Genomic DNA, 1,569 nt, shown 5'->3' on the forward strand with positions numbered 1-1,569 from the left:
GTTTCAAACTCAGATAAAATTCGATATCAGAATAAAATCGGTAGATGACCCTCCAGAGCCCGTACTCATGGAATAAATAGCATAAGTAGGCTTTTTATTACTTGATGTTAACAAATATACTTTTTGAAAATTTGATCCACTACCGAAGCTATCTTGGCAAATCATTTTACTATTTACGCCAACACGCTTTAGAGATTGTATCGGATTGAAAGCACAATTCTGATATTCACTACCAAAACACTGAGATGAATCAATAATATCGATATCTGGTAAATTAGGATGAAATTGAATCTCTGTTACCCCAAATTTAGCCATACCACCTTTATAGATAACCGACCAAGGTAATTCATATTTTCTATCCTGTAGATAAGTAGTCTGTACCCCTAAGACATTAGATCGAAATACACCTTTTCGTACAGTCTCAACAGATCCATCATTAAATCTTTGTTCAAAATAAGGCTTATGAAGCCAAATTATAGACTGGTCATTTGATTTATAATCCCAGTCAATTCGAGATACATTTGAGTCAGGTAAAAAATTTTTAATCACATACCCAATTTCTTGCATTTTTAATTTTTCTAAACCCGTATGACTCATGGGTAATTTCTCTAAAGCAAATATTGAATTTGAAAAAAGAAAGGTTCCTAGAAATAAGTATGATTTATGCATTTTCAACCTAAATAATAAAAAAGTAGAGTTATAAGTCTATAGATTAGCTTTTATACTATTTTTACGTGCTTCTTCAATCAGTTTTTCTTCATACTCTTTCCCTTTTTCATACATATTGGCAAGGGTACAAAGTTCTTTCCTACTAATTTTTTTATCAGATCCATATAGTGCCAAGGTATTAGAAATAGGTGGGATTTCATTAAATTTCGACATAACTCCATCTAATAAATTATAACCTTCAAAATCAATTTCTTTATCAAAATTCTTTAGACCTATTTGGAGCTCATCATAATTCAAATCAAGAAATTGGCTATAACAATTACCTTGAATTAAAGTAACTTTGTCTGGAATTGTCGGATCTTCATCAGGAGAAATAGGTAGATCTTTTTCAATTAAACCTTGACGATATAAATTTAAATAATAGTTTTTAAGCTCTGGATATGAATCAATGTTATCTGGTATTAATTCTTTATAAGCAGAATTAACTAGTCTTTCTTCCTTTTTACTCTTTTGTATTAAATACAGAACTGTCCCTCCTACGATTAAAGCTAATAAAGCTAAAATGGATACTATCCATGTAGTTACTTTCTTCCATGTCTTCACAAGAAACACCAAATTTTAATAGAAAACTAAATATATCAATAAAATAGAATTTTTTTAGATTTTAGATCGCTAATATATAAATCTTCACCCTATTGGCTTCATTTAACATAATGGGCGTTATCCGAAATCGTCTTTTATAAGTTAAATAAAATCATGTACTTAGCTATTTTACATAACCCAAAACTACCGCAAAAATCCGCTTTGGAAACAAAGCGGATTTTTTTTGAGCAAGTTTGATACTTCTTGCCAATAAAATTGGTTAAATAATGATCAAAAATAGCAATTCCATAGAGTTTT

The 1,569-nt window shown here is 29.8% G+C and carries 2 protein-coding genes; both read right to left on the minus strand.

Features of this window, described 5'->3' with window-relative positions; translation table 11 throughout:
• Positions 1-9 precede the first annotated feature (9 nt).
• A complete protein-coding gene (locus R5R67_RS19270; protein WP_051568202.1) occupies positions 10-597 on the minus strand; it encodes a hypothetical protein in 588 nt (195 codons plus the stop codon).
• 108 nt (positions 598-705) lie between these two features.
• Positions 706-1,272, minus strand: a complete 567-nt coding sequence (locus R5R67_RS19275; RefSeq protein WP_150957459.1) for a hypothetical protein — start codon at positions 1,270-1,272, stop codon at positions 706-708.
• Positions 1,273-1,569 lie beyond the last annotated feature (297 nt).

Source organism: Acinetobacter sp. OYA S30, assembly GCF_033599315.1.
In the GTDB taxonomy this organism is placed as follows: Bacteria; Pseudomonadota; Gammaproteobacteria; order Pseudomonadales; family Moraxellaceae; genus Acinetobacter; species Acinetobacter baumannii.

Excerpts from the sequence above, each read along its gene's own strand:
- R5R67_RS19270 (WP_051568202.1), bottom strand. The coding sequence starts at position 597 with ATGAGTCATACGGGTTTAGAAAAATTAAAAATGCAAGAAATTGGGTAT.